This window comes from Thiomonas sp. TH-17 (genome assembly GCF_057473305.1).
In genome coordinates this window covers 1-26714 of sequence record NZ_JBYCKI010000071.1, presented here as the reverse complement: position 1 = coordinate 26714, position 26714 = coordinate 1, and the positions used below count along the sequence as shown (strand labels likewise).

The following is a 26714-nucleotide window of genomic DNA, read 5'->3' as shown; positions in this document are numbered from 1 at the left end:
GCGCTGCGTTATCTGTTGGGCCATGAGGGCATGTTGACCGTCAACCTCGGCACCGGCCAAGGCTACTCGGTGCTGCAGATGGTGCAGGCCTTCGGCAAGAGCATCGGCCGCGATCTGCCGTATGAAATCGTGGCGCGCCGCCCGGGCGACATCGCCGAATGCTGGGCCGATCCGGCGGCGGCGAAAGCCCTTCTGGGCTGGAGCGCCAAACGCGGGCTCGACACCATCTGCGCCGACGCCTGGCGCTGGCAGCAGGGCAACCCGGAAGGCTATGGCGCTTGATCGCTTCACTTGACTGAGATCGACCTCTCGTTTTATTGATGCCCCGCGCTTGCACCGGTTTGCTGCCGGGCGCTATGGTTAACCCTGAACCAACAGACTGAAAGGAACATCATGAGCAAAAGCACCCTGCATGCCTCATCAACCCCGATTCACATCGGCATTTCGGATGACGACCGCGCCAAAGTGGCCGAGCAGCTCTCGCACCTGCTGGCCGACACCTACACGCTCTATCTCACCACGCACAACTTCCACTGGAACGTGACCGGGCCGATGTTCAACAGCCTGCACATCATGTTTATGGAGCAGTACACCGAGCTGTGGAATGCGGTCGATCCGATTGCCGAGCGCATCCGCGCGCTTGGCTTTTCCGTGCCCGGCTCCTATCACGGCTTCAGCTCGCGCTCCAGCCTGGCCGACGTGCCGGCGCAGCCGCCCAAGGCTCAGGAGATGATCGGCATTCTGGTCAAGGGCCATGAGGCTGTGGCCAAGACGGCGCGCGCGGTGTTCACCGTGGCCGACGAAGTCAACGACCAGCCCACCGCCGACCTGATGACCCAGCGCCTGGACATTCACGAAAAAACCGCCTGGATGCTGCGCTCGCTGCTCGAAGGCTGATCGGCGTTCAGTCGTTTCCCCGTCATCCGTTTCATCGACGTTCCCTGCGTGGCGATAATTCACGCATGGAACGTTTGCGCTTATGGCTGGCCTTGATCCGTTGGGACAAGCCGGTCGGTTCTCTTCTCTTGTTGTGGCCGAGTCTGTCGGCTTTGTGGATCGCCAGCGAGGGGCGCCCAAGTTGGTGGCTGGTCGTCGTGTTCATCGCGGGCACGTTTCTCATGCGCTCGGCTGGTTGTGCCGTGAACGATGTGGCCGACCAAGACTTCGACCGCGCCGTGCGCCGCACCGCGCAGCGTCCGGTCACCTCGGGCAAGGTGTCCACCCGTGAGGCGTTGCTCGTGGGGGCGGTGCTGGCCCTCGCCGCCTTCGGCCTGGTGCTCACCACCAACGCGCTGACCATCCAGATGTCGGTCGCCGCCTTGTTCATCGCCATCGCCTACCCCTACACCAAGCGCTGGCTGGCGCTGCCGCAGGCCTATCTCGGCGTGGCCTTCAGCTTCGGCATTCCCATGGCCTTCGCCGCAGCGCGCGGCGACGTGCCGCTACTGGCCTGGGTGCTGCTGCTGGGCAATCTGTTCTGGGTGCTGGCCTACGACACCGAATACGCCATGGTCGACCGCGAAGATGATCTCAAGGTCGGCATCAAGACCTCGGCCATCACCTTCGGCCGCGCCGATGTGGCGGCGGTCATGGCGAGCTACGGCGCCTACGTGGCGCTGTGGGCCGCTGTGGGATGGGTGTTGCAACTGGCCTGGCCCTATTACCTGGGCGTGGCCGCGGCCGCAGCGCAGGCCGTGCATCATTACACCCTCATCCGCCATCGCAACCCGGCGCAATGCTTTCGCGCCTTCCGGCTCAACCACTATCTGGGCTTGGCGATGTTTGTCGGGGTCGTCTGCGCTTACGCCATCAACCCGTGAGCCGTTCCAGCGCCTCGCGGTAGCGGGCCAAGGTGTGCTGGATGACGTCGGCGGGCAAGGCGGGGGGCGGCGGCTGTTTGTTCCAGCCGGGCACGCCCTCGAGCCAGTCGCGCAGGAACTGCTTGTCGAAGCTGGGCGGCGAGTTGCCCTCAGCCCAAGTGTCGGCGGGCCAGAAGCGCGAGGAATCGGGCGTCAGCACTTCGTCCATCAGGGTCAGGACGCCGCTCTCGTCCAGGCCGAACTCGAACTTGGTATCGGCGATCAGGATGCCGCGCGCTGCGGCGTAGTCGGCGGCGCGTTGATAAAGGGTGATGCTGATGTCGCGCACCTGCGCGGCGAGTTCCGCGCCGATGGCCTGCTCCATTTGCGCGAAGGAAATGTTCTCGTCATGCTCGCCCAGCTCGGCCTTGGTGGCGGGGGTGAAGATGGGCGCGGGCAGCTTGCTGGCCAGCTTCAAGCCCGGCGGGAGGGCGACACCGCAAACCGCGCCGCTGGCTTGATAGTCTTTCCAGCCCGAGCCTGCGAGATAGCCGCGCACCACGGCTTCGATCGGCAGCGGTTTGAGGCGCTTGACCACCATGGCGCGGCCGCGCACCTGACTGCGCTCGTCTGCGGCCACCACGGTTTCGGGATCGATGTCGAGCAGATGGTTGGGCGCCACGTCGTGCAACAGGCCGAACCAGAACCGCGCCATGCGGGTGAGAATTTCGCCCTTGCCGGGAATGGGCTCGGCCATGATGACGTCAAACGCCGAGATGCGGTCTGTGGCCACCATCAGCAGGCGGTCGGCGCCGACGGCATAGTTTTCGCGCACCTTGCCGCGCGACAACAGGGGCAGGGAATGCAGGGAGGATTGCAGCAGGGCAGAGGTCATGGACGGGCTTTCATGGGTCACGGATGGATTGTAGAAATTTGCAGGGTTGAGTTTTTCACCCGCAGCGTTTCACAATAGGCGGGCCGCATGCGCGGCATCGACATAACGGAGACTCGATATGGCTGCAAAACGCATTCTGCTGTTGGCGGGCGATTACGCCGAAGATTACGAAACCATGGTGCCGTTCCAGACTCTGCTGACCGTGGGGCACACGGTGCACGCGGTCTGCCCCGACAAAAAGGCGGGCGATCAGGTGAAAACCGCGATTCACGACTTCGAGGGCGCGCAGACCTATTCCGAAAAGCCCGGCCACAACTTCACCCTCAACGCCACGTTCGCCGAAGTGAAGGCCGAGGACTACGACGCGCTGGTCATCCCCGGCGGGCGCGCCCCCGAATACTTGCGGCTCAACCCCAAGGTGCTCGATCTGGTGCGGCATTTTTTCAGCGCCAACAAGCCGGTTGCGGCGGTGTGCCACGGCGCGCAGATTCTGGCGGCGGCGGGCGTGCTGCAGGGGCGCAAGTGCTCGGCCTATCCGGCCTGCGGCCCTGAAGTGCGCGAGGCCGGCGGAGACTATGCCGACATTCCGGTTGATCAGGCGGTGACGCAGGGCAATCTGGTGACTGCCCCGGCCTGGCCCGCGCATCCGGCCTGGATGGGGCAGTTTCTCAAGCTGCTGGGGACGCAGATCACGCTGTAACGCGCGTGCAGACGCCATGAAAAACGCCGACTTGAAGTCGGCGTTTTTTGTGGGTCGCCAAGAGATCAGCTCAGCACCGTCATGCTCAGGCGGCGGCGGTAGCCCTCCACCGTGGGATCGGTGACCGGGGGCTGGCCTGGCGCGGGCTTGGGGGCATCTGCAGGCGTCATCAGTTCGAGGATGTTGACAAAGGTCTTGCGCGCGCGGTCTTCGCTCCAGCTTTTGTCGCGCATGAGGATGTCGAGCAGTTCGTCCAGCGCCGCCGTCCACTGCTGCGCGGCCATGTGTTGCTGCGCCAGGGCGTAGCGGGCATCGAAGTCGCGCTTGTTGGCGGCGATGCTGGCCTGCAGCGCGGCAACAGGGGGCAGCCCGGGCGCGGCCTGCGCGGCGGCAAGCCAGTCGGCCAAGGCCTGGATGCGGGCGTCGGCCAGCGCCTTGCCGGCAATGGGCTCGAACGCCAGCTTCGCGTCGGCGGTGCGGCCGTCTTTGAGTAGCAACTCCACATACGCCTTGCGCGCGTTGTCGTTGGCCGGATTGGTGGCCAGGTCTTGCTGCAGCTTTTCCAGCAGCGGCGGCGCGGGTGCAGACTCGGTTTCGGCATCGCTCGGTTCGGCCTCGTCCGCCTGCTCCGGCGCGGTGTCGGGGACGTGCTTGTCGAGAAATTCGCGGATCTGGCCTTCCGGCAGCGCGCCCACGAAACCGTCCACCGGCTGGCCGTCTTTGAGCAGCATGACCATGGGAATGCTGCGCACGCCGAATGCGGCGGCCAGTTCCTGCTCTTCTTCGGTGTTGATTTTCACCAGCTTGAAGCGGCCTTCGTAAGCCACTTCCAGTTTTTCGAGAATGGGGCCAAGCGCGCGGCAGGGGCCGCACCACGGCGCCCACAGATCCACCAGCACGGGCACGGTGTTCGAGGCTTCTACGACTTCGGTTTCAAAATTGGCAACGGTGGCATCAATCATGTTCGACTCCTGAATGAGCAGGGCAAATGGGAGCGGTCGGCGCCATACCAAGGGGTGTATGCAGGCGCACGATCTGCGTTTGGATGGAGCATAGCGGGGCGCGATTTCAAGGGCTTGGTCCACTGCTTCTTAAAATCACCCGTTTACAGGCGTTGCACAGGAGAGAGCAGATGGCCGCAATCGGCGTGGTGATGGGGTCGCAAAGCGACTGGGAGGTGATGCGCCATGCGGCGGACATCCTCGTCCGCTTTGGGGTGGCGCACGACTGCCAGGTGGTCTCGGCCCACCGCATGCCCGACGATCTGTTTGCCTACGCCGACAGCGCGCAGCAGCGCGGACTGCGTGCCATCATTGCCGGTGCGGGCGGCGCGGCGCATCTGCCGGGCATGCTCGCGGCCAAGACCACGGTGCCGGTGCTAGGCGTGCCGGTACCGAGCAAGTATTTGCGGGGCGAAGATTCGCTTCTGTCCATCGTGCAGATGCCCAAGGGCGTGCCGGTGGCCACTTTTGCCATCGGCGAGGCCGGTGCGGCGAATGCCGCGCTGTTTGCCGTGGCGATGCTGGCGGCGCACGACAGCGCGTTGCGCGATCAGCTCGACGCCTTTCGCGCGGAGCAGACCGCCGCAGCCCGCGCCATGCGGGTGGGGACTTCGGCATGAGCCAGGGCGCTGCATTCATTCCTCCCGGCGCCACGCTTGGCGTGCTCGGAGGCGGGCAGTTGGGCCGCATGTTTGCCCAGGCGGCGCAGAGCGCGGGATATGGCGTGGCCGTACTCGAGGCCGACGAAGCCGCGCCCGCAGCGCAGGTCACCGGCATCCATCTGGCGGCGCGCTATGACGACCCGCTGGCGCTCGATCAACTCGCCCACGAATGCGCCGCGGTGACGGTGGAATTCGAGAATATTCCTGCGCACTCGATGCAGTGGCTGGAGTCGCGCGTGCCGATGGCGCCCGCACCGCAGGCCGTGGCTGTGTGCCAGGACCGGGCGCAGGAAAAGGCCTTGTTCCAGCGGCTGGGCGTGCCTTGTGCGCCGTATGCGGTGCTGACCGCGAGCAGCGGCCTTGGTGCGGTGGGCACTGACGTGTTTCCCGGCATTCTCAAAACCGCCCGGCTGGGCTACGACGGCAAAGGGCAGATTACGGTGCAAACAGCCACCGACCTGCCTGCGGCATGGACTGCCTTGGGCGGTGTGGACTGCGTGCTGGAGAAAAAACTCGATCTCGCGTTTGAATTGTCCGTCGTCATGGCGCGCGGCCGCGACGGTTGCGCCGTGCTGTACGAGCCGCAGCAAAACCTGCACCGCGACGGCATTCTGTTCGCCAGCTTTTCGCCCGGCGCGTCCATCACCCCCGAAATCGCCGAGGCCGCGCAGAACGCCGCAGCCACAGTAGCGGAGGGGCTGAACTATGTGGGCGTGCTCTGCGTGGAATTTTTTGTGCTGCGCGATGGTCGCCTACTCGCCAACGAAATCGCGCCGCGCCCGCACAACTCCGGCCACCACACCATTGACTCCTGCACCGTGTCGCAGTTTGAGCTGCAGTGGCGCACCCTGGTGAACGCGCCGTTGCTAGTGCCCAGGCAGCACAGCGCCACGGTCATGCTCAACCTTCTGGGCGATCTTTGGTTCGACGCCGCAGGCCAGCAGCGCGAGCCCGACTGGGCCACCGTGCTGGCGCAGCTTGGTGCGCATCTGCACCTCTACGGCAAGCACGCGCCGCGCAAGGGCCGCAAGATGGGCCACCTCACCTGCACGGCGGCCACCCCTGCGCAAGCGCGCCAGACCGCGCTGCACGCCTGCACCGTGCTCGGCCTGGATCCCTTCTGACGTGAGCGAGGTGAACACCGACGCCCAGGTGCGTCCGCGCGAGATTGTCGATGCCGTGCGCCGTTTGGAGGCGGGCGAACTGGTCGGCCTGCCGACTGAAACCGTCTACGGCCTGGCCGCCGACGCCGAGAACGCGCAAGCCGTCGCCAAAATCTACGCCGCCAAGGGGCGGCCCGCCGACCATCCCGTGATCGTGCATCTCCACCGCGCCGCCGATCTGGGGCATTGGGCGTCCGAAGTGCCTGAAACCGCGCGCAAACTTGCCGCCGCCTTCTGGCCCGGGCCGCTCACCTTGATTTTGCCGCGCAAACCTGGCGTGGCCGACGCCTGCGCCGGTGGACAGAACACCATCGGCCTGCGCTGCCCCTCCCATCCCGTCGCCCAGGCCGTGCTGGCGATTTTCAAAGGCGGGCAGGGCGGGCTGGCTGCGCCTTCGGCCAACCGCTTCGGCCGCATCAGCCCCACCACGGCGGCGCATGTGCATGCAGAACTCGGCGACGACCTGCTGGTGCTCGACGGCGGCGCCTGCGCCGTGGGCATCGAGAGCACCATCGTCGATTGCACGGTGCAACCGCCGCGCATCCTGCGCCCGGGGCAGTTGCAGGCGGCTGAACTGGCCGACGCGCTCAGTGTCTCTGCCGAGGCCCTGCTGCGCCCGGCGGATGGCGCGCCGCGTGTTGCCGGTGCGCTGCCCGCACACTACGCGCCCCGCACATCGTTGCGGCTGCGCAGCCGCGAGCAGATCAACGCTGATTTGAAGCAAACGGGAAACATCACGCCACGTGTCGGTGTGCTGGCGCGGTATGCGTCAGAGGGCGGCGCGGCTGCAGCCTGGGTTCAACTGCCCGACGATCCAGCCGCTTACGCGCAAAGGCTGTACGCCGCGCTGCGCGAACTCGACGGAGCAGGGCTTGAGCAGATCTGGGTCGAGGCTGTTCCGTCCACCCCGCTCTGGCTGGCCTTGCAAGACCGCCTGAGCCGGGCGGCGCATGGTTCAGGCGCGGGGCAGTGAAGCTTTCATTTGGCCCATATGTAACTAAATGTGGCAAAAATGCAAACCTGTGCGAAATGCGGAAAACCGCCCTTGCGACGCCATTTCCCCTCGGTTATGCTGAACCGAACGGTCGTTCTATTTTGACCCGCCCGCCTGCAGGTCAGCAGGCCTACAACAATGTTTGAGGAGATGTTCATGCGGAATCGTGTCTGGATTGCGCTGGCCCTGGCCAGTGCCTTGGGCTTGGCCGGTTGCGGCGGTGGCGGAGGCAACCCCTCGGCGCCCACGCTGTCAACCGTGGCCAGTGTGAACGCGGCCAGCACGGCGCCGACATCAGCGCCTAGTGGGGGGTTCAAGCAGATGGTGGTGTTTGGCGACAGCTTGTCGGACGATGGGGCATACACCCTGGCGGCGGTCAGCACCTATGGGGCAACCGTACCGTTCACCGGGTTGCCCTATCCGGCGGGCGGTCAGTTCACGGTCAATGGAGACACGACCGGCAATTGGACTGGAGTTCTGGCAGCAAGCCTGTACGTCGGATTGACTCCAAATGTGATTGGCTACGGTACAACCTCGGGCGTCATGTATCTTGGAGCAACCGGCGCCACCTCAACGCCTGCTTTTTGTGCGTTCAGCGCACCCGCAGCCTCCGGGCAGGCCACTTGCACCAATTTCGCCCAAGGGGGCTCCATGGTGAGCAATCCGAACGGTATCGGCCACAGCACCGGCGCGCTGACTTTTCCGGTCACCACGCAAGTGCAAAACTACCTCACGCAGTTCGGCGGCAGTTTCAACAGTAATCAGTTGGTGACGGTGCTGGCCGGAAACAACGATGTTTTCACCGCGTTGGGAACGGTGAGTGCCAGCGTGGCTCAGGCCGTCAAGCAGGCCGTCACGAGCGCCCTGCAGCAAAACCCCAGCCTGACGCAAGCGCAGATTGCGGCCATTCAGGCCACTGCGCAGCACGATGCAACCTCGCAGGCGGTTGCTGTCGCGCAGGCGACCGTGGCGCAAGCGGCAGACGAACTGGCCGCCCAAGTCAATCTGATCACCAGCAAGGGAGCGAAGTACGTGATGGTCTACACCTTGCCGGATTCATCGCAGACGCCGTTTGGCCGCGGTTTGCCCTACACCGGCATGACGCCTCCGCAAGCTCCGCCAGCAGGTTATGTGTGCGACAACACCGTGACCACAACCCCGTGCTATCTGTTGTCGAATCTGGTGCAGGTATTCAACCAACGCCTGCTCAATGATTTGCAAGGGCAACCTGTCAAGGTGCTTGATGGCTACAGCCTGCTCAATCAGGAAATTGCCAACCCATCGCAGTTTGGTTTCACCAATGTAACGACGCCATGGTGCGACCCGGCCACTACGAGTTCTCTGCTCTGCAATGTGAACACGCGTTATACGGCAGCGGGTGCAAGCACGGCCAATCTCGGCACTTGGCTGTTCGCGGATTCCGTTCATCCCACACCTGCTGGCTACAAAATCATTGCCAGCACGACTCTGCAGGCGATGAAGGGTTTCGGCTGGATTTCGCAATAAACCCGCAGCACACATAAAACTTCTGAGGAGAACTCATGATGCGTCAATCGCGATTCAATGTTCTGCGCGGTGCTTTGATGGCTGCGGGCTTGGCGGCGGGGGCGGTGTTGGCCCCTGCAGCCATGGCGGACGACACCGGGCCGCAAAACACCGTGTTCGTGGGACTGGCTTATTTGCAGAACCATTCCAAATCGGCCAACCTGAGCGGGTACAACACGCCACCCAATCTCAATCTGGATGTGGGCGATGCCACCACGCTGGGGCTGGTGTACGTGCGCGACCTGCCGGGGCCGTTCAGCTTCGAATTGGTGCTGGGCTACCCGCCGCGGGTACGCACCGATGCCGCGGGATCGGGCTGGGGCGCGCTGCGGGGGGCGGGCGTGACGGATGTGGATGTCTACTCCCCGACGGCATTCATCAACTATCACTTCTTCGGCGACTACGCCAAGTGGGATCCCTTTGTCGGCGTGGGTCTGAACTACACCAAGTTCACCAATACCAAGGCCTTGCCGCCGCTGACGGGTGCGCAAGGGCCGACAAAGATCAACCTCTCAGATTCCTGGGGAGCTGCGGCGCACGTCGGTCTGATCTACCGCTTCAATTCCAAGTGGTCGGTGGTGGGTACCGTGGCCGTGGCAGACGTGCAGAGCGATCTGACTTCCACGTCTTATTCACCCGTCAATCCTTCGGTCATCACCTCGCAGGCGAAGACACACATCAACTTCCATCCCATCATCTACACCCTGGCCGTGGGCTATAGTTTTTAGAGTTTTGCTCACGCTGCAAGTTGTGGAAAGAGGGGGCTTCGGCCCTCTTTTTTTTGGGCGCCGTAAGCAGAAAATAATCTGTCTTTATATACAGCTGTGCTACATTGCGCAGCAGTGCTATTCAGACATGAGGAACGTGCCATGGAACAGGGAAAATCCGCAGTGAATCCAGAAAAAGCCAAGGCGCTTGCCGCCGCGTTGTCGCAAATCGAAAAGCAGTTCGGCAAGGGCACCATCATGCGCATGGCCGATGGCGAGGCGCAGCATGACATTCAGGTGGTGTCCACCGGCTCTCTGGGGCTGGACATTGCGCTGGGCGTGGGCGGTCTGCCGCGCGGCCGGGTGGTCGAGATCTACGGGCCAGAGTCCTCGGGCAAGACCACGCTCACACTCCAGGTCATCGCCGAAATGCAGAAGCTCGGCGGCACCTGCGCCTTCATCGACGCCGAGCACGCGCTCGACGTGCAATACGCCTCCAAACTCGGGGTGCAACTGCCTGATCTGCTGATTTCCCAGCCCGACACGGGTGAGCAGGCGCTTGAAATCGTCGACGCGCTGGTGCGCTCCGGCTCGGTGGACATGATCGTGATCGACTCGGTGGCTGCGCTCACGCCCAAGGCCGAAATCGAGGGTGAGATGGGCGATTCGCTGCCAGGTCTGCAGGCCCGGCTGATGAGCCAGGCGCTGCGCAAGCTCACCGCCAACATCAAGCGCACCAACTGCCTGGTCATTTTCATTAACCAGATCCGCATGAAAATCGGCGTGATGTTTGGCAATCCCGAAACGACGACCGGCGGCAACGCGCTCAAGTTCTACTCTTCGGTGCGTCTGGACATCCGCCGCATCGGCGCCATCAAGAAGGCCGAAGAGGTCATCGGTTCGGAAACCCGCGTCAAGGTGGTGAAGAACAAGGTGGCGCCGCCGTTCAAACAAGCGGAGTTCGACATTCTGTATGGTGAAGGCGTGTCGCGCGAAGGCGAAATCGTTGATCTGGGGGTGGTTGCCAAACTGGTGGAGAAGTCCGGCTCCTGGTATGCCTACAACGGCGAGAAAATCGGCCAGGGTAAGGACAACGCGCGCGAATTTCTCAAGTCAAATCCCGACATCGCCCGCGAGATCGAGAACAAGGTCCGCGTCAGTCTCGGCGTGCCTGAGGCCAATGCGCTGATGACGGCCGATATGTCCGAGGAAGAGCAAGACTGAGTCCGTTGCAATGAGCCTGCCTCGCGCCCAGCCTTCTTTGCGTGCGCGGGCCGTGCGCTATCTCTCGCAACGGGAGCACAGCCCGTTGGAACTGCGGCGCAAGCTGCTGCGCTATTGCGAAGAGCCCGAAGAGGTCGAGGCGCTGCTAGCCAGTCTGGAGCAGGCGGGTCTGCTCAGCAGTGAGCGTTTTGCCCAGTCGTTGATCCATCGACGGCAGCAACGCTACGGCAATTTGCGCATCGCACAAGAACTCGACGCGCACGGCCTGTCGTCCGATGCCACGGCAAATCTGCGTCAGGTTTTGAAAGACAGCGAACTGACTCGCGCCCACGCCGCTTGGGCGCGAAGGTTCCAGGCGCTTCCGAAGGACGCTGCCGAGCGGGCCAAACAGGCTCGTTTTTTGGCTCAGCGTGGCTTCAGCGGGGACGTCGTCCGCGCGGTTTTGCGCGGTGAGGGCACGGAAGACGTCGACTGACTTGCTGCGCCGCAGCAGGCTGCTACACTGATTCTTGCGCTTCATCAAAAATAGATCAGCCATGCGCGACACTCCTGCCGCCCCGTCATCGCCCAATCGCCGTCTGGTTCACCGCCGCAGTCTCAGTGTCGAGGTCTATGCGCGAGAGGATGGATTGTGGGATCTGCAGGCCGAATTGCGGGACGTGAAAACGCGCGATCTCACCCTGTCCGAACGCACCCGCCCGGCGGGCATTCCGGTGCACGACATGCTGCTGATCGTCACCATCGACGACGCGCTCAACATCGTCGATGCCCGCTCGCACACCCTGTTCAGCCCTTACGACACCTGCGGCGATCACGATGACGCCTACCGGCGGCTGATCGGCCTCAATCTGCTGCGCGGATTTCGCGCCGCCGTGCGCGAGCGCCTGGGCGGCGTGCTGGGCTGCACCCATCTCACCGAATTGACGCAGGTACTGCCCACCGCCGCGATTCAGGGTCTGGCAGGTCTGACCCAAATCGCCTTGCCCGTCACCGAAACCGAACGCCCCGCCGGTATGCCTTTTCAGCTCAACCGCTGTCACGCCCTGCGGCTGGACGGGCCCGCGGTGGCCGAGTTTTATCCCCGTTGGGCGCAACAGACTGCGCCACAACGCACCGAAGGCACAATGCCTACACCCCAAGTCGAGGACGAGACGCCATGAAAATCCATGAATATCAGGCCAAGCAATTATTGAGAGAACACGGTGTGCCGGTTCCACGCGGCAAGCCCGCGTTTTCCGTCGATGAGGCCGTCGCAGCAGCGCAGGAGTTGGGCGGCCCGGTCTGGGTGGTGAAGGCGCAGATTCACGCGGGCGGGCGAGGCAAGGGCGGCGGTGTCAAGCTGGCGCGTTCGATCGATGAGGTGCGGCAACTATCCCTGCAAATCCTGGGCATGCAGCTCGTCACCCATCAAACCGGGCCTGCGGGGCAGAAGGTGCGACGGCTGCTGATCGAGGATGGCGCCGATATCCAAAAAGAGTATTACGTCGCCGTGCTCACCGACCGTGCCACGCAAAAAGTGGCCGTCATGGCGTCGAGCGAAGGCGGCATGGATATCGAGGAAGTGGCCGCCCAAACGCCGGAGAAAATTCTCAAGGTGTTTGCCGATCCGCTGGTTGGTTTGCAGGATGCGCAAGGTCTGGAACTGGCCGCGGGCATCGGCATTCCGCTCGCCTCGCAGGCTATGGCGATTGACGTTTTCAAGAAGCTCTACCAGTGCTACATGGACACCGACGCCTCACTGGTGGAGATCAACCCGCTGATTCTCGAAGGAAACGGCCAGATCAAGGCGCTCGATGCCAAATTCAACATCGACGACAACGCCCTGTTCCGCCACCCCGAAATCGAGGCGCTACGCGATCTCGATGAGGAAGACCCCGCCGAGGTGCAGGCGCACAAATTCGATCTGGCCTACATCCAGCTCGACGGCAACATCGGCTGCCTGGTCAACGGCGCCGGGCTGGCCATGGCGACGATGGACACCATCAAGCTGTTCGGCGGCTCGCCCGCCAACTTTCTTGATGTGGGCGGCGGCGCCACCACCGAAAAGGTGACCGAGGCGTTCAAGATCATGCTGCACAACCCGCATGTCAAGGCGATTCTGGTCAACATCTTCGGCGGCATCATGCGCTGCGACACCATTGCCGAGGGCGTGATCGCCGCCTCGCGCACCGTGGGGCTGAGCGTGCCGCTGGTGGTGCGCATGAAGGGCACCAACGAGGAAATCGGCCGCAAGATGCTGGCCGACTCCGGCCTGCCCATCATCAGCGCCAACACCATGGGCGAGGCGGCACAAGCCGCCGTTCATGCCGCGCAGGCCTGAGCCGCGCCCCACAGAACAAGAGGACAACATGGCTATCCTGATCAATAAAGACACCAAGGTCATCACCCAGGGCATCACCGGCAAGACAGGGCAGTTTCATACCCGCATGTGCCGCGACTATGCCAATGGCAAGAACTGCTTCGTCGCCGGGGTCAACCCCAAGAAGGCTGGCGAAAATTTCGAGGGTATTCCCATCCACGGCACTGTGGCTGACGCCAAGGCAGCCACGGGTGCCACAGTTTCGGTCATCTACGTGCCCCCGGCTGGCGCGGCTGCCGCCATCTGGGAGGCCGTGGAGGCTGATCTTGATCTGGCGATCTGCATCACCGAGGGCATTCCCGTGAAGGACATGCTGCTGGTGCGCAACCGCATGAAGGCGAAAGAGGCGGCCGGTGGCAAGAAAACCCTGCTGCTCGGGCCGAACTGCCCCGGCCTGATCACGCCTGACGAAATCAAGATTGGCATCATGCCGGGGCATATTCACCGCAAGGGCCGCATCGGCATCGTGTCGCGGTCGGGCACGCTCACCTACGAGGCCGTGGCGCAGGTCACGGAACTCGGTCTGGGCCAGAGCAGCGCGGTGGGCATCGGCGGCGATCCGATCAACGGCCTCAAGCACATCGACATCATGCGGGCGTTCAACGACGACCCCGATACCGATGCCGTCATCATGATCGGCGAGATCGGAGGTTCCGACGAGGCCGAGGCCGCGCGCTGGTGCAAGGCTCACATGAAAAAGCCGGTGGTCGGCTTCATCGCGGGGGTCACGGCGCCACCGGGCAAGCGCATGGGGCATGCCGGCGCTCTGATCTCCGGCGGGGCCGACACGGCCGATGCCAAGCTCGCCATCATGGAGGAATGCGGCTTTACGGTCACGCGCAATCCGTCTGAAATGGGCAAGCTCCTCAAGCAAGTTCTGCGCTAAGCCGTGTAAACGCCGGGGCTGCCCCCGGTTACAAACGGTATGATGCGAGACAAGTCCCGATGGGACTGCATACATACCTTCCGGGGCAGCCATCGGCATGGAACACTATCTCACCGTCGAGTTCTTGACGGCCATCGGTCAGATCGTTCTGATCGACATTCTTCTGGGCGGAGACAACGCCGTGGTCATTGCATTGGCCACGCGCAAGCTCCCGCCGCATCAACGCAAGCTCGGCATTCTGTGGGGTACCGCGGGTGCCATCGTGCTGCGTGTGGTGCTGATTTTTTTCGCGCTGACGCTGCTCAAGCTGCCTTTCCTCAAGATTGTCGGTGGGCTGCTGCTGTTCTGGATCGGCATCAAGCTGCTCGCTCCGCAAGAGGAAGAGGGGCACGGCGATGTGCAGGCGGCAGACAAGTTGTGGGCCGCAGTCAAGACCGTCATCATCGCCGACTTCGTGATGAGCCTGGACAACGTGATCGCCATTGCCGGTGCAGCGCAAAACGCCGGAGAGCAGCACAGCATGCTGCTGGTGGTGTTCGGCCTGCTGCTGAGCGTGCCCATCATCGTCTGGGGCAGCCAGTTGGTCATCCACTTGATGCAGCGTTTTCCGGTCATCATCATCCTGGGGGCCATGCTGCTGGGCTGGATTGCCGGTGGCCTGCTGGTCACCGATCCCGCTGTGGAGCACTGGGTTGAAGCGCTGCCCTGGGCGGCCTACGCAGAGAAGATTGCCGGGCTGATCGGCGCCATCGTGGTGTGGGCCGTAGCAAAGCTGATTTATCGCCGCCCCTCGGCTTCTGCGGCATGAGCACCATCATGGCTAAAGCGCCTAGTTCCAACCCCGCCCTGCAGTACGAAATGATCAGCCTCACCCATACGGGGCGGGTGCGCGAGCACAACGAAGACGCGGTGGCATTCGACGCTCTGGCGCAGGTTGCCGTGCTGGCCGACGGCATGGGTGGGTACGCTGCCGGAGAAGTGGCCAGCGGCATGGCGACGGCGCAGATCTGCGCGCGCATTTCCCGGCTGAAGGCCGACTATCCGAAGGTGACCGCACTCGATCTGTCCACCGAACTTCGTTTTGCGGTGCGCCATGTCAACGCCGAGATTCTGCGGGCCGCGCGCAGCAATGCGCAGTATGCCGGGATGGGCGCCACGCTGGTTGCCGTGGCGTTTACTGGCAATGTGGCGGTCATCGCCCATGCAGGCGATTCTCGCGCGTATCTGCTGAGGCAGAATCAACTGCGCCTGCTCACGCACGACCACTCGGCCCTGCAGGAGCAGATCGACATGGGGCTGATCCTGCCCGAGGACGCGGAAACGATAGGCGGAAAAAATCTGGTCACGCGGGCGCTTGGCGTGGATGCCCGGCTCGACCCGGATGTGGGCATGCATCCCATGATGACGGGGGACTTGTTGCTTCTGTGTTCAGATGGCTTGAACGATATGTTGACTGATGCCAAAATCGAAGCTGTGATGCGGCAATATGCCGAGCATCCTGCGGCGGCTGCGCGCCAGCTGGTGGATGATGCCAATGTGGCGGGTGGGCGTGACAATGTTTCCGTCATTCTGGTGACTGTGCGCTGACTCAGCCGATGCGTTTTTTCATGCGTTTTTTTTCTTTTCCGATCTGACTCATTAAACGGACTTCAAATCGTGGCCAAACTCGTGATTACCCTGGATGGCAAGGTTTTGAAAGAGGTCGTGCTCAGCAAAGACCGCACGACGCTCGGGCGTCGTCCGTACAACGATGTGGTCATCGACAATCTGGCGGTCAGCGGCGAGCACGCCGTGTTGCTGCGCGATAGCGGAACGGATGCCGAGAGCTACACCATTCAAGACCTGGGCAGCACCAACGGCACCTATCTGAACGGCGCGCCCATCAAGTCCAGCCCCTTCCGCGAAGGCGACACGGTCGATATTGGCAAGTACAGTCTGCGACTCCTGTCCGATACGCGTCAGACCACCTTCGGCCCGTCACGCTTTGGCGCTTCCACTGGGTTTGGCAATTCCCGTTTCGGTAATTCGGGTTTTTCCGATTCGCGCACCCGGGCGGGAGATGCCGAACGCAGCTACAAGATCAAGGTGCTCAGCGGGGATGCGGCGGGGCGGGAAATTCTGCTCAGCAAGGAGCAGACCACCTTTGGCCAGCGCGGCACCCTGGTGGTCAGCGTGATGCACAAGCCGCGCGGCTACGAACTCGTGCAGGTCGAGGGCGAAAAGCGGGCGCAGGTCAATGGCATTTCGCTCGGCCTCATGCCCGTGGTGCTGCGTTCCGGCGATGTGATCAACCTCACCGGCATTCAGTTGCAGTTTCTGCAGGTTTGAGCGCTGCTTGGCTTTGAGCGCCCCCTGGGCTGGGCTGCGCCCACCCCGCCCCCAGTGGGGGATGAGGCCTGCGGCTCCCAGCTGCCCTGCGGCAGTTGGGACGGAGCCGAATCCGAGCGGCTTGCAAACCGTGAGGTGGACAAGGAAACTTGGGACGGCCCGGCGTTTACTTGAGAGCGCCCCCAGACCTGCCGCGTTCGCGTCAGGCCCCCCGAGGGGGATGAGAAAACTTGGGGCGGCCCGGCGTTTTCTCATGAGGAGCGCTCAAAGCAAAACGCCCGCAAGGGCTAGGGCCGATGCGGGCGTTTTTCTGCAGCGGGCTGTTTAGCGAGGCACGCGCATGACCTTGAGCATATTGGTGCCGCCCGCCGAGCCGATCGGCTCGCCGCAGGTGATGGCATAGCTGTCGCCAGAGGCCACGGCGTTTTTCTCGATCAGCCGGGCTTCGGCCTGGTTGAGCAGGGCGTCGCGGTCGGTGGTGCTGAAGCTCAGCAGCATCGGGCGCACATTGCGATATAGCGCCATGCGCCGCACCGAGGTTTCGCTGCGTGACAGCGCATAAATCGGCACATTGACACGGTGGCGGCTCATCCACAGCGCGGTGGAGCCTGATTCGGTCAGCGCCACAATGGCCTTGCAGCCGAGGTGGTGCGCGGTGAACAGCGCGGCCATGGCGATCGACTGATCGATGCGGGTGAACTGCTTGTTGACGAAGTCGTGTTCGAGCTTGACCTCTTCGTAGGTTTCCGCCGCCTCGCAGATGCTGGCCATCGCCTCGACTGTCTCCACCGGGTACTTGCCGGCCGCCGTTTCCGCCGACAGCATGACCGCATCGGTGCCGTCGAGCACCGCGTTGGCGACGTCAGACACTTCGGCGCGGGTGGGTACGGCGTTGACGATCATCGACTCCATCATCTGGGTGGCGGTGATCACCACACGGTCCATTTCGCGCGCCATACGGATCATGCGCTTTTGCAGCGCGGGAACTGCGGGATTGCCGACTTCCACCGCGAGGTCGCCCCGCGCCACCATGATGCCGTCGGAGGCGCGCAGAATTTCCGGCAGCGCGGGAATCGCCTCGACCCGCTCGATCTTGGCGATGAGCGCGGGCTTGTGGTGGTAGGGCTCGCCGGCGACGTTGGCGAGTTGGCGCGCCAGCTCCATATCGGTGGCGTTTTTGGGAAAGGACACGGCGAGATAGTCGGCCTGGAAGGACATCGCGGTGCGAATGTCCTCCATGTCCTTGGCGGTGAGAGCGGGGGCCGACAGTCCGCCGCCCTGCTTGTTGATGCCCTTGTTGTTCGACAGTTCGCCGCCGATGGTGACGACGGTGTGGATTTCTTCTCCGCTCACACTCTCGACGGTGAGCACGATGAGGCCGTCGTTGAGCAAAAGACGGTCGCCCGCGTGCACGTCGCGCGGCAGGTCTTTGTAGTCGAGCCCGCAGCGGGTTTCATCGCCGATTTCGCAGGTTGCGTCGAGAACGAATTTCTGCCCGGGTTGCAGCATGACCTTGCCGTCCTTGAACCGGCCCACCCGAATTTTCGGGCCTTGCAGATCGGCCATGATGGCAACGGACTTGCCCAGACGGGTGGCCGTTTCGCGGATGAGTTGGGCGCGGTCGATATGGTCTTGCGCCTTGCCATGAGAAAAGTTGAGCCGAACGACATCGACCCCGGCCGCGAGCATGCGTTCGAGGATGTCTGGCGAGGAACTGGCGGGGCCGATGGTGGCAACGATTTTGGTGGCGCGGGACATGGGTAGCGGGATATTGGGGATGGGCAAAAGAACGCGATCAGTGAAAATGTGGAATCCCTCACAGGAAACCGGGGTGTAGTGTAGATCGTGCTCTTGACGATTTCGCGTTAGCCGTCAGAATCTCGTCAGCCTGGTTGACCCGGCTCACCCAGCGCACTCCGAAAATCCCGACACTCCACTTTTCTTCCTCCATGAGCGACCCCTTTCAGCCCGAGCCCAACCCGGCCATGAGCCTCAAGGCGGAGCTTTGGCCCGGACTGGCCGCCGTGCCGGAAGTCAGAAGTCTGCTCGAAGCGGTCGATTTGCCCATAGGCCGTTGGGACGCCGACGGGCGGCTGACGTTTTTCAATCCGCCCTATCTGAGCTGGGCAAGGCGAGAGCCTGACCAACTGCGCGGCAGAACGCTCAAAGAGCTTTACGGCGATGAGGCCTGGATTGCGGCGCAGCCTGCGTTCGAGCGGGGGTTCGCGGGCCAGCAGGCCGATTACCTGCGTCTGCTGCGGCATCTCGATCCGCCGCGCTGGGCGCGCATCCAGGTCTTTCCCGAGCGGGGTGCGGGCGGGCGCATCGAGGCCATCTACACCATTGCGCACGATGTGCACGACGACGTCACCGCGGCCCTGTCGCTCAAACGCTCGAACTGGCTGCTCGAACAGGCGCTGGACAATCTGCCCTGGGGCGTGATCGAGAGCAACGCCGAACTCATCGTCACGCGGTGGTCGCGTTCGGCCGAGGCCATTCTGGGCTACTCCGAGGCCGAACGTCTGGGCACGCATCGCCTGGCCTTGGGGGTGCCCGAGGAGGAGCGTGCGCGCACCCTGGCGGTCTACGAGCGTTTGCTTCGCGGAGAGATCGACAGTTGGGTGGAACAGGCGCAATACATTCGCAAGGACCGACGGCGGATCTGGGTGGAGTGGACGCTTTCGGCGTTGCGCGATGAAGAAGGGCGCGTGGTTTCTCTGTTGACCTTCGTGCGCGACATCACCCACCAGATCGATACCCACGCCAGGCTGCTGCACCGCGCCGAACGCGACGCGCTGACGGGGGTGCTCACCCGCCGCGCCATCATGGAGCGGCTCGACACCGCGCTGGCGCGACGCACCCGCGACGACATGCTCAGCCTGTGCTTCATCGATCTCGACGGCTTCAAGCAGATCAATGACCGCCTCGGCCACGTGCGCGGGGACCGTCTGCTGGTGCAGGTGGCACACGCCATGCAGGACGTGCTGCGGCGCGACGACGCCATAGGGCGCATAGGCGGCGATGAGTTTGTGGTGCTCAGTGCCGTGGCCGAACTATCGGCAGCGCAGTCGCTCGCGGCCAAGCTCGTCGAGGTCTGCGAGGCGGCGGGCTACGACTTGCTCTCCGGCATGCGGGTGACGGCCAGTATCGGTGTGGCGGCCGCACCCACGCACGCGCGCAGCAGCTTCGACTTGCTGCAACGGGCTGACGATGCCATGTATGTGGCAAAACAGCAGGGTAAAAATCGCTGGAACCTGTGTCACCGACGCATCGATGGAGCCGACTTCGTACCGCATCAACCGTAATACGGTGCGCAAGCAAGCCTTGCCCGCCGCTGTTCTCAAGCCCAGGTTTGGCTGATCCAGCTCAAGACCCAATAGGCCACCATGCCGCTGAGTATGGTGCCCAGAATGCCCCGGCGTGCGAAAAAATAGCCCGCCGCAATTACGGCGGCACCCAGCTTCACCCAGGGTGGCCCGAGTGGGGTGAGTAGAAACAACTCGGGCGCCACTACGGCGGCCAGCGCGGCTGCTGGGGCGAACCGCAGGGCGATTTTGACGCGCGCGGGCAAGGGCATGGCTTTGCGCGAGAGCAAAAACAGATTGCGGCTCAGCACCGTGACAGCCGTCATGCCGACCACGAGGGCGATCTGCTGGAACAAGGTCATGGCCGCCCGATTCTCAAGGTTTGGTGCCGTCGAGCACGGCGCCGTCGGTGAGCTGGCGGCTGCTCCAGGCTTCCCAGGCCATGCCCACGATCAGCGCGCCGACGATGGCGGCCACCAGATTCAGCCGTAGCGGCAGCCAGAACAGCAGCGCACTCAAGGCCGAGGCGACGATGATCACCCCGGCTATCGTGCGGTCGGCCAGCAGCGAGAGCACGATGCCCAGCAGCGCCAGCGTGCCGGCAAACGCCAGTCCCCAGCTGCCGGGAATATGCTGCGCCATCGCAATGCCGAGCAGTGAGGGAATCTGCCAGGCGACCCAGTTGGTCAGCGACACGCCGAGAAAGTATTGCGTTTGCTGCGGATCGTGGGTGGGGTGGGGATGGCGCCTGATCATCAGCACCTGGTTCAGGTCGCCGATCAGGTAGCCGTAGGCCAGACGGCGCCACCGCGGCACTTGCTCGAAGTAGGGGCGCATTTGCGCGCTGAAGACGACAAAACGCAGATTGACGCAAAACGCGGTGCCCAGAATCAGCCAGAGCGGCGCCCCGGCTGCGATCAGCGGCAGAACGGCGAGCTGGGCGCTGCCCGCAAATACGAACAGACTGATGGCCAGCGCCAGTTGCACGCTGAGGCCCGACTTCACCATGGCGACGCCCGTTACCAATCCCCAGGCGGCGATGCCCAGAGACACGGCGCGCATATCGCGCACCCCCTCCCGAAAGGCGGGTTGGGTCAGCATGGACTGAACGCGGGCGAGGGAAGGCATGGGAAATCAGTAGAGTAAGTGTCTATTTTGCGCCGCATCAAAAGACCCCGACAAGCAGCGCGATGATCGTTGTGACAAATCATGCACACCTCCCGCGTGCAGCGGGAGGTGAGTTCAAAGATTCAACGATTGACCGGTACGACAACCCGTCGCAACACGGGGGCTTGCTTCAAGGCTTCGAGCAAGGGCGCGGTTTGTGCCGCAGACAGACCGGCTTGCGCGGCCTGCGCGGGAAACTGTTTGACCAGGCCGGGGGCATACAGCCAGAACGAACTGGCGGTGTAGCGCGCCAGCGCCAGCGCCTGCTGGGCATGGCCGAGGCGGCTGAGCAGCAGGATGCGCCGGATGAGCAGATTGGGGTCGCCGTAGGCATGGCTGACGCGATCGATCTCGGCCTGCTCGCGCAGCAGATCGGCGTGGGAGTCGGCGGCGCGCACCTGAAGGCCGCTGGCCACGGCAAAGCCGATCAGGGGCCGGAAGAACAGATCGCTGCGCTGAGCCTGCCGGATGGCCGCACCGGCCGCCACGCGATCTGCGGAGTACGCCGTGTTGGTGACGTTGTAGTCGTAGCCCGCCTTGGCGACCAGTGCAACGGCGAGCGCGCCCACGGCGAGTGCCGCAGGGCGGGGTAAGGTTAGAGCGACCGGGGCCGCCTCGCCGCGGCCGAACCCGTCCATCCAGCCTGCCAGAAAGGCAAACACCCAGAGGAAATAGAGATACCACAGGGGATATTCGACCAGGCTGTGCAGACCCAGAAACGCCACGCCCATCCAGGCGGTGAGGGCGATGGGCGACGCGTCGTTCGGTGCGGCGCGGCCCTGTTGCATCCAGCCCCGGGCCGAGCGCCACAGCCAGGCCAGGGCGACGATCATGATCGGCAGGGTGCCTACCAGCCCGGTTTCGGCCAGCAGTTGCAGAATGAGATCGTGGGCGTTGTCGATATTGTCCAGCGGCAGTGGGTGCAGGGCATGATGAATGGCCGCGTGTTGCAGCCCCCAGCCCAGTTGCCCCCAGCCCGCGCCGAACCAGGGCAGATGCTCGAACACCTGCCAGGCGTTGCGCCAGATCAGCGCGCGGGCATTGACGGGTTGATCGAGCTGGCGCGTCACGGCATCGAGAAAGCTGATCCAGCCGAGGTGATCGGCTTCGCGCAACGCCAGCCACCACAGCGCATACATCACTGGCACTGCCACCAGCGCCGCCCAGCGCGGGTGGCGCCAGGCTCCGCGCACCGCGATCAGCACCAGAATGGCGGCGACGACCGCCTGCACCATGCCCGTGCGCGAGCCGCAGACCACCAGCGCCCAGCTCATGCCGATGACGGCGGCCCAGACCACGCTCACGCGCAATCGCGGCGCCCACCAGGCCAGCCCGGCCAGGCCGAGCGCGACGGCGGTAGCGTAATGATTGGGTTGCCGCAGATTGCCGAACACCCGGCCGGTCGAGGGGTAGCTGATGAGGTCGGAGTACAGCGGTGCATGCGCCGCCAGCCAGGAGGCCAGCGACGGCATCTGCCAGAGGGCGAACTGCACCAGTCCGAACACCACCTGAATCAGCCCTTGCAGCAGCAGTCCGGCCGCGGCCACGTCGAGCCAGGGGTGTTCGTCCACGCCCGCGCCCGGGCGACTGGGGCGCCGCACGGCGGCGTTGCCCAGCCCAGCAATCAGCGCCGCGCTCAACAACACCGCCACGGTGATCGCGCCCTGGCTGGCGTAGGCGAGCTGCCCGCCGAGTGTCTGCAGGCCGACCACGGCAGCGGCCACGCCAAAGCCGAGCGCCGCCAGGCCGAAGCGCGGCGTCAGGCCGCTCCAGGCGGCGGCGAAAAACACCGCAGCCCAGAGGGCGGCGGCCACCAGTGTGGTGCCCATCTTGGCCACCACGCCCGGATCGAAAGGCCAGATCAGCGGCAGCGACATGGCCAGCCCCAGCAGACCGAGGGCAAGCGATTGCGATAGCGGGAATCGGTCAGACACGGAGGTCAGGGCAGGGGGTTTGGGTGAAGGCGCAGCCATGCGCGGCATTATCCTTGCGCGGCAGATTCGCCTGCCCTGGCGTAGCGTTCACTGCGGCAGCGTCTTGTCGATCTGCACCTGCTGCGCATGTGCTTGTTCGAGGGCGCGCAGACGCGCGTTGATGATCGACGCCTCGAAGTAATCCGCCCCCGGCGTGCGCTGCGCAATGTGCAGTTGTTCGATGGCGGCTTCGGTTTTTCCTTGCAGGGCGTAAGCCTCGGCCGTGGCACGGTGTTGCGCCGCAAAGGCGCCCAGGGCGACCTCGGCGCGTGCCAGGTCTTGCCACAACACGATGTCTTGCGGATGCGCCACGGTTTGCTGACGCAGAAACTCTCGCGCCGATTTTTTGTCGGGCACAGCCAGCAGGCAGCGCGCCAACAGATGCCGCGCAGCGGTGGAATGCGGAAACTGGCCGTAAAGCGCACGGGCTGCATCGGCGGCCTGCGCGGGTTGGCGCTCCAGCAGCAACTCGGTCTGCAGCAGATCGAGAGGCAGACGCTCGGTGGCCGGGGTGCTGGCGGCTGCAGCTTGCGCCCGCGCGAGCGTCGCCGCGGCGGCGTCAAACCGCCCCAGCCTTTGCAGCAACACGGCTTGGCCGTAGGCGGTGGCGGCCTGCTGGGCGGGGAAGGCGGCTTTGTCGGCGCTGAAGCGTTTTTCCTCGCGCTGCATGGCGTCGCGCGTGGTGGGGGTGAGCGCGCGGGCGCGGGCGTGCATGAGCCAGAACATCAGATCGTGGTCGGGTGGCAGGGGCTGGTTGCCGCCGCGCGCCTGGGCGTCGGCGATGCGCTCGCTGGTCAGCGGGTGCGTCTGCAGGAAGGCCAGCACATCGGAGTCGTCGAGCCGGGAGAGGTTTTGCAGCCGCAGCAGCATGCTGGCCATGGCCTGCGGCGGATAGCCCGATTCCGCCAGCACCTCTTCGCCGGTGCGGTCGGCGTCGCGCTCGTTGCTGCGCGAAAAACGCAGGGCGCTGTCGATGGCTGCGGCCTGTCCGCCCATCGCCAGACCTTGCGCGGCCTGATCCTGCCCCGCGCTGGCGGCGGCGATGGCCAGCAGCAGCGAGCCGATGCTCAGCAGCCTGTCGCGGCCCATCTGCGCCAGCCGCTGGGCGATGTGTCGTTGGGTGATGTGCGACATTTCATGGGCGAACACGGCCGCCACTTGATCGTGCGATTGCGCGTCGATGATCAGCCCGGTATGCACCCCGATCCAGCCGCCGGGCAGGGCAAAGGCGTTGAAGCTGCGGTCGCGCAGCAGAAACACGCGAAAGTGCTCGGGCGCTTCCATCTCGGCGGTGCGCCGGGCAGCGGGAGTGAGGCGGTCGACGATGGACTGGAGGTAGTCGCGCAGCAGGCTGTCGTGCAGGTAGTCGGGCTCCTGCCGCATTTCGCGCATGATGATTTCGCCCAGACGTTTTTCCTGCGCCGATGACAGGCTGCCTTGCGCGGGGTCGCCCAGTGTCGGCAGGCTGCTGGCGTAGCCGGGGGCGCGGGTGTCAGCGCCTTGCGCCCAGACCGGCGCGCCGGACAGCGCCGCGCTGAGCAGGCAGACGGCGGCTTGCTGGCTGATGTGGCGCAGGCGGAAATGAGGCGAGGTGAAGCGCACGGGATCGGTCGGATTAAAGGACGTCAGGGGTCTGCAGATGAAGACTGGCCCTGGCTCGACAGGTTCCCGCCAGGCTCAACCCAATGCCGCGAGCGCCGCTTGCAGTTCTTCGGGCTCGTAGCTGGACAGCACGGTCTGCACCAGCGGCGTGAGTTTGTCGGGGTCGGCGCGCAGCACCTCTTGTTTGACGGCGAGGATCTGCGACGGGTGCATGGAAAAACTGCGCAGGCCCATGCCCAGCAGCAGGCGGGTCATGGTTGGGTCGCCGGCCATTTCGCCGCACACGCTCACTTCCACCGGGCGGCCCTTCCAGACGGCCGCGGCGCGGGTCTGGGTGATGATCTGCGCCAGCAGGTTGAGCACTGCGGGATGCAGCGGATCGTAGAGGTTGGAGACGCTCTCATCCGCGCGGTCGATGGCCAGGGTGTATTGCACCAGGTCGTTGGTGCCGACCGAGAGGAAGTCGAAATGCCGCAGGAACAAGGGCAGCGCCAGCGCGGCGCCCGGCACTTCGATCATCGCGCCCATTTCCACCGGGCCGTATGAAACGCCCTTGGCATCGAGTTCGGCGCGGGCCTTGTCGAGTTCGGCAAGGGTCTGGCGGATTTCGCTGGCGTGCGCCACCATGGGGATGAGCACCTTCAGCGGCCCGAGCGCGGCGGCGCGCAGCAAGGCGCGCAACTGCATGCGGAACATCGCCGGGTCGGACAGGCTGTAGCGAATGGCGCGCAGCCCCAGCGCCGGGTTGAGGTGGGTGAACTCGCCGTCGCGATAGTCTTCGGCGTCGAGCGGTTTGTCCGAGCCGATATCGATGGTGCGAATGGTGACCGGCTTGCCTTGCATGGCGTGCATCACGCGGCTGTAAGCGACGTACTGCTCGTCTTCGCCGGGCAGATTGTCGCCACGATTCATGAACAGGAATTCGGTGCGGAACAGGCCCACCCCCATCGCCCCGGCTTCAAGCGCGGGCGCGCAGTCTTCGGGCTGCTCGATGTTGGCGAGCAACTCCACCGGCTCGGCGTTGAGAGTGCGCGCCGGGGTGAATTTCAGGCGCTTGAGCCGTTCGCGGGCGAGCTGCGATTCCTGCTGGCGCAGGCGGTAGTCTTCGAGGATGACGGGTGACGGATCGACGATGAGCAGCCCGCTGTCGCCGTCGATGATGACCAGATCGTCCTGACGGATCAGGCTGCCGGCCGAGCGCGCGCCCACCACGGCGGGAATGTCCAGACTGCGGGCGACGATGGCGGTGTGCGAAGTCTTGCCGCCCACATCGGTGACGAAGCCGCGGAACACCCCGGTCTTGAACTGCAGCATGTCGGCCGGGGCGATGTCGTGGGCGATGAGCACCAAATCGCCGTTGCCGCTAGCCGAGCGGGCCAGCCCCGCGCTGCCACGAAGAGCGCGCAGCACGCGCTCGACCACCTGCTCGACGTCGGCAATGCGCTCGCGCAGATAGGCGTCGTCCATTTCCTCGAAGTTGCGCGAAATGACGTCGAGCTGCGCGGTGAGCGCCCACTCGGCGTTGTAGCGGCGTTCGCGTATCCAGGTGATGGTGTCCAGCGCCATCTGCCGGTCATCGAGCAGCAGTTTGTGCACGTCGATGAAGGCCGCCATTTCTGTGGGCGCATCGGTCGGCAGATCGGCCTTGAGGGTGTCGAGTTCGGCGCGCACGGCACGGCGCGCGGCGCGCAGGCGATCGATCTCCGCATCCTCGGTTCCCGGGTCGACGAAATAGTGATCCACATCCAGTCGCGCCGAGGCGAGGATGACTGCACGACCGATGGCCATGCCGCGGGAAACTGGAATGCCGAACAGTTGGAGCGCCATGCCCCCGATGGTAGCCGGACGACGGCCTGCAATCACGCCACAAGCGCAGCGGCCCGCTACGATTCACAGCGGTTCTGGACGTTGCTGTGACGTTCCTTTTTTATGGAGATTTGCCGCGTGTTGACCCTGGTTGATGTCGATCTGTCCCGTCCCGAGCATGCCCAGGCGGTGATCGAGCTGATTTCGCGCTACGCCCTCGATCCGATGGGCGGCGGCGAGGATCTGGTCGATGAGGTCAAGGCCGTTCTGGTCGAGCGGCTGCGCGCGCGTGCCGACTACTTCGGCGTGATGGCCTATGACGGCACGCGGCCAGTGGCGCTGATCAACTGCTTCGAAGGGTTCTCAACCTTCATGGCGCAACCTTTGATGAATGTGCACGACGTTTACGTCGAGCCCGATTACCGCAGCCAGGGGCTGTCGCGCCGCCTGTTGCAGCGGGTGGAAGACGTAGCGCGCTTTCGCGGCTGCGGCAAGCTCACGCTGGAAGTGCTCGACGGCAACGCGTCAGCCATTGCCAGTTATCGCCGTTTCGGCTTCGAGACCTATGCGCTCGACCCGGCCTTTGGTCGAGCCCAGT

General features: G+C 64.2%; 26 protein-coding genes and 1 pseudogene. 19 read left to right on the top strand and 8 right to left on the bottom strand.

All coding sequences use genetic code 11. The features are described from left to right. The 3 genes and pseudogenes from AC2VLV_RS04810 to ubiA all read left to right on the top strand — a co-directional run. Nucleotides 1–282: pseudogene (locus tag AC2VLV_RS04810) on the top strand (UDP-glucose 4-epimerase); the annotation flags it as partial. A 111-nt stretch (nt 283–393) separates the two neighbouring features. Continuing rightward, nucleotides 394–897, top strand: a complete 504-nt coding sequence (locus AC2VLV_RS04805; protein ID WP_486988891.1) for a Dps family protein — start codon at nt 394–396, stop codon at nt 895–897. Between the two features lie 65 nt (nt 898–962). Then, nucleotides 963–1820, top strand: coding sequence for a 4-hydroxybenzoate octaprenyltransferase (ubiA, locus tag AC2VLV_RS04800; RefSeq protein ID WP_486988890.1), 858 nt, complete (start codon nt 963–965; stop codon nt 1818–1820). On the opposite strand, the gene AC2VLV_RS04795 is transcribed toward ubiA, so the two are convergent. Continuing rightward, complete coding sequence (locus AC2VLV_RS04795; RefSeq protein ID WP_486988889.1) at nt 1810–2694, bottom strand: phosphoribosylaminoimidazolesuccinocarboxamide synthase; 885 nt, start codon at nt 2692–2694, stop codon at nt 1810–1812. The two genes, ubiA and AC2VLV_RS04795, sit on opposite strands and share 11 nt — an antisense overlap. A gap of 118 nt (nt 2695–2812) precedes the next feature. Between AC2VLV_RS04795 and AC2VLV_RS04790 the strand changes: the two genes are divergently transcribed. Next, nucleotides 2813–3394: a DJ-1/PfpI family protein gene (locus AC2VLV_RS04790; RefSeq protein WP_486988888.1), complete on the top strand. Its 582-nt coding sequence runs from the start codon at nt 2813–2815 to the stop codon at nt 3392–3394. 65 nt (nt 3395–3459) lie between these two features. Here the strand turns inward: AC2VLV_RS04790 and trxA are convergent, their stop codons facing one another. Further along, nucleotides 3460–4356, bottom strand: a complete 897-nt coding sequence (trxA, locus tag AC2VLV_RS04785) for a thioredoxin (protein ID WP_486988887.1) — start codon at nt 4354–4356, stop codon at nt 3460–3462. A gap of 170 nt (nt 4357–4526) precedes the next feature. Between trxA and purE the strand changes: the two genes are divergently transcribed. From purE to AC2VLV_RS04720, 13 genes are all read left to right on the top strand, one after another. Then, a complete protein-coding gene (gene purE / locus AC2VLV_RS04780; protein WP_486988886.1) occupies nt 4527–5015 on the top strand; it encodes a 5-(carboxyamino)imidazole ribonucleotide mutase in 489 nt (162 codons plus the stop codon). Continuing rightward, on the top strand, nt 5012–6181 hold the full coding sequence (locus AC2VLV_RS04775; protein WP_486988885.1) for a 5-(carboxyamino)imidazole ribonucleotide synthase: 1170 nt from the start codon (nt 5012–5014) through the stop codon (nt 6179–6181). Before purE ends, AC2VLV_RS04775 begins: the two co-directional genes overlap by 4 nt. 1 nt (nt 6182) lies before the next feature. Continuing rightward, on the top strand, nt 6183–7193 hold the full coding sequence (locus AC2VLV_RS04770; RefSeq protein ID WP_486988884.1) for an L-threonylcarbamoyladenylate synthase: 1011 nt from the start codon (nt 6183–6185) through the stop codon (nt 7191–7193). A gap of 177 nt (nt 7194–7370) precedes the next feature. Then, nucleotides 7371–8720: an SGNH/GDSL hydrolase family protein gene (locus tag AC2VLV_RS04765; RefSeq protein ID WP_486988883.1), complete on the top strand. Its 1350-nt coding sequence runs from the start codon at nt 7371–7373 to the stop codon at nt 8718–8720. A 38-nt stretch (nt 8721–8758) separates the two neighbouring features. Next, a complete protein-coding gene (locus AC2VLV_RS04760; RefSeq protein ID WP_486988882.1) occupies nt 8759–9487 on the top strand; it encodes an OmpW/AlkL family protein in 729 nt (242 codons plus the stop codon). A gap of 141 nt (nt 9488–9628) precedes the next feature. Then, on the top strand, nt 9629–10690 hold the full coding sequence (recA, locus tag AC2VLV_RS04755) for a recombinase RecA (protein WP_486988881.1): 1062 nt from the start codon (nt 9629–9631) through the stop codon (nt 10688–10690). A 10-nt stretch (nt 10691–10700) separates the two neighbouring features. Beyond that, entirely contained in the window at nt 10701–11165 is a 465-nt protein-coding gene (gene recX / locus AC2VLV_RS04750; protein ID WP_486988880.1) for a recombination regulator RecX, read from the top strand. A 61-nt stretch (nt 11166–11226) separates the two neighbouring features. Then, nucleotides 11227–11850 (top strand): DUF2889 domain-containing protein, encoded by a 624-nt coding sequence (locus AC2VLV_RS04745; RefSeq protein WP_486988879.1) that lies wholly within the window; start codon nt 11227–11229, stop codon nt 11848–11850. Beyond that, complete coding sequence (gene sucC, locus AC2VLV_RS04740) at nt 11847–13010, top strand: ADP-forming succinate--CoA ligase subunit beta (RefSeq protein WP_486988878.1); 1164 nt, start codon at nt 11847–11849, stop codon at nt 13008–13010. The genes AC2VLV_RS04745 and sucC overlap by 4 nt, the downstream gene beginning before the upstream one ends. Before the next feature lie 28 nt (nt 13011–13038). Continuing rightward, the gene (gene sucD, locus AC2VLV_RS04735) at nt 13039–13935 is read left to right on the top strand and encodes a succinate--CoA ligase subunit alpha (RefSeq protein ID WP_486988877.1); all 897 of its coding nucleotides are present in this window, start codon (nt 13039–13041) and stop codon (nt 13933–13935) included. A 97-nt stretch (nt 13936–14032) separates the two neighbouring features. Next, on the top strand, nt 14033–14743 hold the full coding sequence (locus AC2VLV_RS04730) for a TerC family protein (protein WP_486988876.1): 711 nt from the start codon (nt 14033–14035) through the stop codon (nt 14741–14743). An 8-nt stretch (nt 14744–14751) separates the two neighbouring features. Then, the gene (locus AC2VLV_RS04725) at nt 14752–15522 is read left to right on the top strand and encodes a protein phosphatase 2C domain-containing protein (RefSeq protein WP_486988875.1); all 771 of its coding nucleotides are present in this window, start codon (nt 14752–14754) and stop codon (nt 15520–15522) included. A gap of 69 nt (nt 15523–15591) precedes the next feature. Then, nucleotides 15592–16263, top strand: coding sequence for an FHA domain-containing protein (locus AC2VLV_RS04720; protein WP_486988874.1), 672 nt, complete (start codon nt 15592–15594; stop codon nt 16261–16263). 324 nt (nt 16264–16587) lie between these two features. Here AC2VLV_RS04720 and pyk read toward each other — a convergent pair whose 3' ends face one another. Beyond that, nucleotides 16588–18021, bottom strand: coding sequence for a pyruvate kinase (gene pyk, locus AC2VLV_RS04715; RefSeq protein WP_486988873.1), 1434 nt, complete (start codon nt 18019–18021; stop codon nt 16588–16590). Nucleotides 18022–18212: 191 nt separating this feature from the next. Between pyk and AC2VLV_RS04710 the strand changes: the two genes are divergently transcribed. Then, the gene (locus AC2VLV_RS04710; RefSeq protein WP_486988872.1) at nt 18213–19568 is read left to right on the top strand and encodes a sensor domain-containing diguanylate cyclase; all 1356 of its coding nucleotides are present in this window, start codon (nt 18213–18215) and stop codon (nt 19566–19568) included. 35 nt (nt 19569–19603) lie between these two features. Here AC2VLV_RS04710 and AC2VLV_RS04705 read toward each other — a convergent pair whose 3' ends face one another. From AC2VLV_RS04705 to ptsP, 5 genes are all read right to left on the bottom strand, one after another. Continuing rightward, nucleotides 19604–19930 carry an AzlD domain-containing protein gene (locus AC2VLV_RS04705; RefSeq protein WP_486988871.1) on the bottom strand — a complete coding sequence of 109 codons (327 nt, stop codon included), beginning with the start codon at nt 19928–19930 and terminating at the stop codon, nt 19604–19606. A gap of 13 nt (nt 19931–19943) precedes the next feature. Continuing rightward, nucleotides 19944–20696 (bottom strand): AzlC family ABC transporter permease, encoded by a 753-nt coding sequence (locus tag AC2VLV_RS04700; protein ID WP_486988870.1) that lies wholly within the window; start codon nt 20694–20696, stop codon nt 19944–19946. Between the two features lie 122 nt (nt 20697–20818). Next, the gene (locus tag AC2VLV_RS04695; RefSeq protein WP_486988869.1) at nt 20819–22669 is read right to left on the bottom strand and encodes an O-antigen ligase family protein; all 1851 of its coding nucleotides are present in this window, start codon (nt 22667–22669) and stop codon (nt 20819–20821) included. An 87-nt stretch (nt 22670–22756) separates the two neighbouring features. Next, nucleotides 22757–24310: a M48 family metalloprotease gene (locus AC2VLV_RS04690; RefSeq protein WP_486988868.1), complete on the bottom strand. Its 1554-nt coding sequence runs from the start codon at nt 24308–24310 to the stop codon at nt 22757–22759. Between the two features lie 75 nt (nt 24311–24385). Continuing rightward, nucleotides 24386–26137, bottom strand: coding sequence for a phosphoenolpyruvate--protein phosphotransferase (gene ptsP / locus AC2VLV_RS04685; RefSeq protein ID WP_486988867.1), 1752 nt, complete (start codon nt 26135–26137; stop codon nt 24386–24388). 108 nt (nt 26138–26245) lie between these two features. On the opposite strand from ptsP, the gene AC2VLV_RS04680 reads away from it, so the two are divergent. Beyond that, the coding region (locus AC2VLV_RS04680; protein WP_486988892.1) for a GNAT family N-acetyltransferase at nt 26246–26714 on the top strand (469 nt) is incomplete at its 3' end.

Coding starts and splice junctions, on each gene's coding strand:
- AC2VLV_RS04805 (WP_486988891.1), top strand. CDS start 394: ATGAGCAAAAGCACCCTGCATGCCTCATCAACCCCGATTCACATCGGC.
- ubiA (WP_486988890.1), top strand. CDS start 963: ATGGAACGTTTGCGCTTATGGCTGGCCTTGATCCGTTGGGACAAGCCG.
- AC2VLV_RS04795 (WP_486988889.1), bottom strand. CDS start 2,694: ATGACCTCTGCCCTGCTGCAATCCTCCCTGCATTCCCTGCCCCTGTTG.
- AC2VLV_RS04790 (WP_486988888.1), top strand. CDS start 2,813: ATGGCTGCAAAACGCATTCTGCTGTTGGCGGGCGATTACGCCGAAGAT.
- trxA (WP_486988887.1), bottom strand. CDS start 4,356: ATGATTGATGCCACCGTTGCCAATTTTGAAACCGAAGTCGTAGAAGCC.
- purE (WP_486988886.1), top strand. CDS start 4,527: ATGGCCGCAATCGGCGTGGTGATGGGGTCGCAAAGCGACTGGGAGGTG.
- AC2VLV_RS04775 (WP_486988885.1), top strand. CDS start 5,012: ATGAGCCAGGGCGCTGCATTCATTCCTCCCGGCGCCACGCTTGGCGTG.
- AC2VLV_RS04765 (WP_486988883.1), top strand. CDS start 7,371: ATGCGGAATCGTGTCTGGATTGCGCTGGCCCTGGCCAGTGCCTTGGGC.
- AC2VLV_RS04760 (WP_486988882.1), top strand. CDS start 8,759: ATGCGTCAATCGCGATTCAATGTTCTGCGCGGTGCTTTGATGGCTGCG.
- recA (WP_486988881.1), top strand. CDS start 9,629: ATGGAACAGGGAAAATCCGCAGTGAATCCAGAAAAAGCCAAGGCGCTT.
- recX (WP_486988880.1), top strand. CDS start 10,701: ATGAGCCTGCCTCGCGCCCAGCCTTCTTTGCGTGCGCGGGCCGTGCGC.
- AC2VLV_RS04745 (WP_486988879.1), top strand. CDS start 11,227: ATGCGCGACACTCCTGCCGCCCCGTCATCGCCCAATCGCCGTCTGGTT.
- sucC (WP_486988878.1), top strand. CDS start 11,847: ATGAAAATCCATGAATATCAGGCCAAGCAATTATTGAGAGAACACGGT.
- sucD (WP_486988877.1), top strand. CDS start 13,039: ATGGCTATCCTGATCAATAAAGACACCAAGGTCATCACCCAGGGCATC.
- AC2VLV_RS04730 (WP_486988876.1), top strand. CDS start 14,033: ATGGAACACTATCTCACCGTCGAGTTCTTGACGGCCATCGGTCAGATC.
- AC2VLV_RS04725 (WP_486988875.1), top strand. CDS start 14,752: ATGGCTAAAGCGCCTAGTTCCAACCCCGCCCTGCAGTACGAAATGATC.
- pyk (WP_486988873.1), bottom strand. CDS start 18,021: ATGTCCCGCGCCACCAAAATCGTTGCCACCATCGGCCCCGCCAGTTCC.
- AC2VLV_RS04710 (WP_486988872.1), top strand. CDS start 18,213: ATGAGCGACCCCTTTCAGCCCGAGCCCAACCCGGCCATGAGCCTCAAG.
- AC2VLV_RS04705 (WP_486988871.1), bottom strand. CDS start 19,930: ATGACCTTGTTCCAGCAGATCGCCCTCGTGGTCGGCATGACGGCTGTC.
- AC2VLV_RS04700 (WP_486988870.1), bottom strand. CDS start 20,696: ATGCCTTCCCTCGCCCGCGTTCAGTCCATGCTGACCCAACCCGCCTTT.
- ptsP (WP_486988867.1), bottom strand. CDS start 26,137: ATGGCGCTCCAACTGTTCGGCATTCCAGTTTCCCGCGGCATGGCCATC.